Source organism: Sphingobacterium sp. HSC-15S19 (genome assembly GCF_050433745.1).
Classification (GTDB): Bacteria; Bacteroidota; Bacteroidia; order Sphingobacteriales; family Sphingobacteriaceae; genus Sphingobacterium; species Sphingobacterium siyangense.
This window is the reverse complement of sequence record NZ_JBNPWQ010000074.1, coordinates 1-6,400: the sequence shown is the minus strand read 5'-3', so window position 1 is coordinate 6,400 and position 6,400 is coordinate 1. Positions and strand designations below refer to the sequence as shown.

The 6,400-nt window shown below is 34.1% G+C and carries 5 protein-coding genes; all 5 read right to left on the bottom strand.

Annotated elements, in window-relative coordinates; all coding sequences use genetic code 11:
• Positions 1-159: 159 nt before the first annotated feature.
• Positions 160-1,059, bottom strand: a complete 900-nt coding sequence (locus L1283_RS28100) for a hypothetical protein (protein WP_429626785.1) — start codon at positions 1,057-1,059, stop codon at positions 160-162.
• Positions 1,060-1,090: 31 nt separating this feature from the next.
• Positions 1,091-1,708: a hypothetical protein gene (locus tag L1283_RS28095; RefSeq protein ID WP_429626784.1), complete on the bottom strand. Its 618-nt coding sequence runs from the start codon at positions 1,706-1,708 to the stop codon at positions 1,091-1,093.
• 34 nt (positions 1,709-1,742) lie between these two features.
• On the bottom strand, positions 1,743-2,354 hold the full coding sequence (locus tag L1283_RS28090; RefSeq protein ID WP_429626783.1) for an XkdF-like putative serine protease domain-containing protein: 612 nt from the start codon (positions 2,352-2,354) through the stop codon (positions 1,743-1,745).
• 60 nt (positions 2,355-2,414) lie between these two features.
• Entirely contained in the window at positions 2,415-5,144 is a 2,730-nt protein-coding gene (locus L1283_RS28085; protein WP_429626782.1) for a hypothetical protein, read from the bottom strand.
• Positions 5,145-5,270: 126 nt separating this feature from the next.
• Positions 5,271-6,400: hypothetical protein (locus L1283_RS28080; RefSeq protein ID WP_429626781.1), on the bottom strand; the 1,130-nt coding region annotated here is incomplete at its 5' end.

Here is a 6,400-nt window from a genome sequence, read left to right as displayed (position 1 = left end):
ATCATGGCGGTGTGTTATAATTTTGCAATTTAAATATAGCAACTTTGCTATATCCAAACACCGCCACTTTTTAAACGTTTAGGACGCAAGTGATTTTTTATATAATAAAGGATGGTGTTGTTATTGCACCACCCTTGTATTTCAATTTTTAAGTAGCTATTACGCTACGTCCAAAACTCCTATTTCTTGCTTGTAGATTGCTGTTGCACCCAAAGAAAAACGAGCTTGTACTTTTACTTCATCGTCATCTTTCGAATACCAATGTTCTAATTCAGTAGATTTCAAATCACCACCTGTTTGCAAGTTTCTAGCACGTGCAAATACAACTTTGTTTGTTCCATTCAAACCAGTGGCGATTTGGAAAATTGCAGTAGTACCGAATAGTGTATTATCTTCAACAGCTTGATAAATATTTTTACCTGCTAATACAGCTTTGTATTTATCGTATACTTCTTTACCTAAAAAGATTCTGAAATCTTCTTGGTCTCTTACTTCAATAGGCATAGCTAAATAAGCATTTTGTAATTCCGCAACAATATCTGCACCTGTAACCGCTGATAAATCAAATGTACCTGTCGCTAATTGCTTCAAGAAACCGTCGATAAATTTCATGTTACCTGTTTTTGTTTTATCACCTTGCCATACTAATTTTTCGATTTCAGCTTGATTTTTTGTTGCAACATCATCACCGATATATTCGATAAATAAAGCATCATCAAAGCCGCTTTCGCCTTTTTGTTTAGCCTTTAAATCTTCTACAGCGTATGTTTTTACCAAAGTGCGAGCGCACAAAGGGAACTTCATTGCAATTGGTTGTACAACCAAAACGTTTTGTGCTAATGCTACAGAACCTAATTCAGATAGTTTACAAGCACTACCATCTTGCCATACAACATCTGTTTCTAATAATTGGATAGCTTGATTACCCATTGCTGTTGGGTCAAAAGAACCCTTTTCTGTTAAGAATTCAATTGTCTTTCCACCTAAGATGGATTTTAGCATAAACTTACGGCTCTGCTCCGAGGTATATGCTGGTAAATTGGTTACGTTATAACTCATATTATTTTTTATCTATTTTTTTAATAATTGATTAGGCGTATCGCTTGGCTAAGCTTGCCCATTTGTCTTCTTTTACGTCTTCTGCAACAGTATTTTGTTTACTAAATGATGCAGGCGTATTCTTTAGAATAGCTCTAAACTCTTCGATTTTGGTGTCGATTTCTTTAGAGAATTCCCCTTTAAGTTCTTTGATTGTTGCTTTTAAAGCTTCAATTTCAGCTTTTAATTCATCAACTTCTTTGGTGTCTTCTGTTGGCTCTTCGGCTAAGTCTTCTTTTTCCTTATCCTTTTCATCCTCAACACCTTCGATTAATAAATCAATTGCTTCGTCTTCAGCTTTTGATTCTTCAGCATCACCTTTTTCTTCTTCGTCTTCAGCTTTTAATTCTTCTTCAGCAACATCATTTGCTACTGTTAACACTTCAGATATTTTGCCATCTGTAACTACGAAGGAATCACCATTAGGCAATTCAACTGTACCGTTCGGCGCAAGTTCTGAACCTGTTGATGTGCTAACATATACTTCTGTACCGACCTCATTAGCCGTATACTCATATACAGTTTCACCCACCGTTGAAGATTTAAATGAAAATTGAGAAACTAATTTTTCAAATTTTGCTTTTAGCTCTTTAAATGATTTTATGTTCATTTTTATCTCTTATTTTCTGATAAATATTGGCTTACTATTTTTTAGTATTTAGAGCTTGTAAAGCATTTTCAATTTCTTGTTCTAAAGTCAATTGGGAATTGAAATTTTGTGTCAATTGGTTAATAAAATAGCCTTCAACGGAGAATCCTGTGAATTTACCTGATTTGATGAACTGCCATAGTTTTTGAGCACTTTTATCTGATTTATCTAACTGTACCCCCACAATCCAACTGCCGTCAACTGCATCAATTCCATGCGGTGCACTCATACCCATAGCATTATTAACAATATATGATTGCCACACATGTGCATTTACAAATGTGTCCGAATGTTGAAGGTTAATCGAATGTTGGTATCCACTATAAAAATAGTTTTGTGCTATAGTTCGAATTGTGTCTTTGGAGAAAAACACATCATATTCTTCTTTAGTGACTCCATCAAAACGTGGTATGATTTTATCAGGAATCATTGCAACACCGATTAACTCCATTCTATCCTCATTTGCAACGGCAAAAGTTTCTTTCTTTTCCTGTTTGCTAAAGGCTAAAAATGAACTTTCAACGGCAGGTGAATCCACGATACTAATCACGTTCACATCCATTCCAATTGCTGGGTTGATTTTTAGCTCATATAGTTTTCTATCCATATTTTTTTCCAATAAATATTGGATGGGAATAAAAAACCCCTTACTTGAAGGGGTAAAAAACTAATAGCTCGATGTTCTTTTGATGAATTGATTTTTCTGTTCGTTTGTTTCCAAATCACTATTTGTTATGTAAGCTTTAACAACTGTCTGTTCTTGTTGCTGTTGAATTACATCGCTTAATTTGTCGGTTCCGTTTTCAGCTGTTTTTAAAACCGTACTATTTATTACCGGTGCGCTAAATGTTGGTGCATCTGCTCCTGCTCCGCCTGAGGTATCACCATCAACTTTAACACTCATTATTTTTTTAACTGTTGCAAGTCCTGACATAATAACCGATGCCATTGCAGGAATGTTAAAAGGATATGGTACCTCTTTCATTACTTTTGCTCCTGCGCTATACGAATCGATTGTTGCACTTGCTATTGCCATAGTTTTACCTGCAACTGTACTCTCGCCTAATAGTTCACTTGCCTGACTTGTTGCATCGCTAATTGTGGATAGATTTTGAAATTTCGCTTTGGTTTCTTCATCCAACAGTTTTTTCTTTGCTTTGCCATTAGCTTTTTCCGCTTTTTGAATGTTATCATTATGTTTTTCAGTCGCATCTTCAATTTCCTTATTGTTCGCTTCGATTGCGGATAATTTTGCATTTAACTCTGCTTGAATGTTTGTGATTTCATTCGCATTAGTTGCAGGGTCAGCCATTAACTCCTTTAATCTCGCTTGACCTTCTTCGTATAGTCGTTGAATCTCGCTATTTTCAAGATTCTTAGTTTCCGTTGTTATTGCTAACAATGTATCTTCATACTCCTTTTTTGCTTGCAATTGAGCATCAAGCTTTTGTTTTTGGATTTTAAAAGTATCGTCTTCGTCTATTTCATTTTTATCCATTGAATTAGCCAAATCCTTTTCGGCTTCCTTTTGAGCAATTGACAATTGTTTAAGTTGTGACAGATATGTTAATTGATTATTCAATCTAGCATCTAAATCAACCCTTTGCTCTGCTGTTGCGTTTTCTTTTTGCTTAGTATAGCTTTCTATTGTCTCTAAGTATTCTTTTGAAAAGTCATCCAAAAACTGACGGCTGTTGCTCTTTATATAGTTAAAATATTCATCATCATATTTTTTGTTGACAATATTCCTTTCAATTTTTTCGGCTTGTTCAAGCTTTGTTATATCTTGGTTTAATTTGCGAGCTACAGCAATCTGTTCTTTGTATTTATCGGAAAGATTTTTTAAATCGGTTTGTCTTGAATTATGATTTGATGCATAAGTTACTTTTTCAGCTTCTTTTAAATACCCCTTCAATTGAGATAATAACGTATCATAAGTTTGTTTATTTTTTTCCGCTCTTTCTTTAGCAAGGTCATTAATTCGCTTTCTTTCGGACAATATCAATACGTTTCGCTCCGTATTAAGTTCAATTAGTTGTTTTTGTTCCTCATCATTTAGCTTCTTATTTACTTTTGCCGTTTCGATTAATGATTGACGTTTTAAAGAGTTACGTTTTAACGATAATTCATAGACTTCTTTTTCCTTATCATTCATTGCTGATAGCATTTCTATTTGGCTATCAATACCCGTTACAATACCTTGATTTAGCTTCTTTAGTTTTTCTAGTTGTCTGCCTGCTTCGGATGTAATTCCGATGAAATCAGTAACTTTTTGGATTATATTACCAATGAATTGAGCAACATCTTTTAAGCCAGGAATTAAATTAAATACGACTTCTTTAAGCTTGTCAAAATTGGTCACTAAATATGCTAATGCAGTAACTAGTAAACCAATTCCGATTGCTTTAAATGCCATACCAAAGCCATTAGTTGCTCCAGTAGCACCTTTTGTTGCACTTGTTAAACCTTCCGTTGCTGTACTTGCTTCACCTGTTGCAGTACTAATTGTATTGATTGTGTCGGTTGCAACTTTACCTGCTTTGAAAGATGACATTAAAGCCGTCCATTGCTTTCTGAATTGATTTAAGCTTTGTAAGCCCTGCATGATGGATTGTAATTGCATAAGCTTTGCAATGTTTTCTTCTGCTGTTTTGCTTTCAATACCCATTAATTGCAAAGCACCTGTAACACCGCCTAATACACCAGTAAGGTTTTCCCCTGCTTGAACGAATTGCCCAAATCTGTCAACTGAGAGCGAATCGACCGCTAAATCAACATTTTTGACATTTTCTTTTAACTGTGCGACCTTAGAAAGAATCTCATTAAATTCTTTACTACCCTGTTGCCCTGCGGTTGCCATGGCATATAAGCGGTCCTCTAATTCCCCAATCTCCCTATTTACGTCCCGAAAAGGTTCATTTATATCACGAATTTTTAATTCTAATTCACCTGCTTCATTTGATAATTGTTGTAATTTAAGTGGGTCTTTTGTCGTTCTCTGCTGGTCACGAAGAGACTTCAATAAGTCCTCCATTTCCGATAAAGAAAGGATTGTATTTTTTAAGTCCTTGTTATCGGTTTGAGGTTTTATTTTGTTCTTGTTGACATTTTGAATATCATCATTTAGGTCTTCAACTACTTTCCCAATATTTTTAACTTCGTCAACATTGGAAGAGGGTTGTATAATTGTCTCATTTAAGTCTTTTATTGCCTTGGTCGTTTGCTCAATCTCCATATTGACCTGTGCCAATGCATCGCCACTGACCTTTAACTTAACTTCTTGAAGAGCATCAAGTTTTTTCTCTAATTCCTGAACTTTCTTTTCCGCTTCTGCTACATCGACAGATACACCAAGTAAAATCTCTTCTTTATTATTGTTATTACCTTTAATAGCCATATATTTTTTAGATAAATATTGGCTTGGTGGCAAAGGGCGGAAAACAAAAAAGGCTACCCTATTGGATAGCCCTCATTTACATACTCTGGTAAATATATGTAGGGTACTTGTATGAACAAATATATATTAAATCGTAATCTTCTGCAATTTGCACTTTGATAGTAAAGTATTATTGTTATAATTTACCTCTAACAACTTGAAATAAGCGTTACCATCTTCATTTTCAATATATATAGGCTTTGTAAAATCCAACGCTTCAATATCTTCTTTAGTTAGATATATTTCAACTTCCAAAATGGTCAAATTATTATCTGTCAACTCCTTTATCCTATTGGTGTAGTACAGATTGAATAATGATTTAGACTTATTTATTGCTGTATAATCATAAGTCATCAAGTTATACGGAATATCGAATAATAACATCCCCTCAAAAGCATCCAATGTATTAAATGACAACATACTACAATAGTTATATGAGGGTCTATAACCTATTAGCGTATCACCGTTTTTAATTTCGTACGAAGGGGAAACAGGTTTTAATCCATTGTTGTACAAAATCCGAATGTTAGATTTAAAAGGCTTTTTCTCTCCCATCAAAGAATCTGATTCGTATAAAATCGGAAGATTTTTTAAGTCCTTTGAATGGGATAGGTTTTGAGTTGGTGAAAATATTAATTCTACTGCGTTATCATCTTCTGTACCATTTTCATTCAACACCATATAATCACCGTAATTCGATTTGTATGTACTCGAATAGTAATCATTCATCATATCTGAATCTTCTACAAATTTGAATGAGTAACTTTTTGGAAGGTTAATATTTGTTGAGAATTTAGCTTTGTTCCACTCAATTTTATCACTCCAATCAACAGAATTTGAGGGATTTAAAGTGATAATGTTCTTATAAAAATCGTTGTAAGTAGAAAATATAAAACGGTTGGGAATGTCTTTATCTTGGTATAAATACAGGTTGAACATTTGCATCACCGACTTTAGAAAATCGACAATCTTTATATCCTTTGGAATGTAATTAAAGACATCAATAGTATCATTATAATTAACACTTATTTCCGTTGTTGTATTTTCTTTTCCCACCTGTATAGCAATATTATCAAACTCGATTCCTGTTTCATTTTTTGTATCCTTTGCGCTTTGGTCCTCTGTAATCGGTAAATCAGAATACACAACTTTTGGCAATTTAGAGTGCAGCAAAAATGGCACTAACGGTGCAGCATTTTTGGCAATAAGGAATGCAG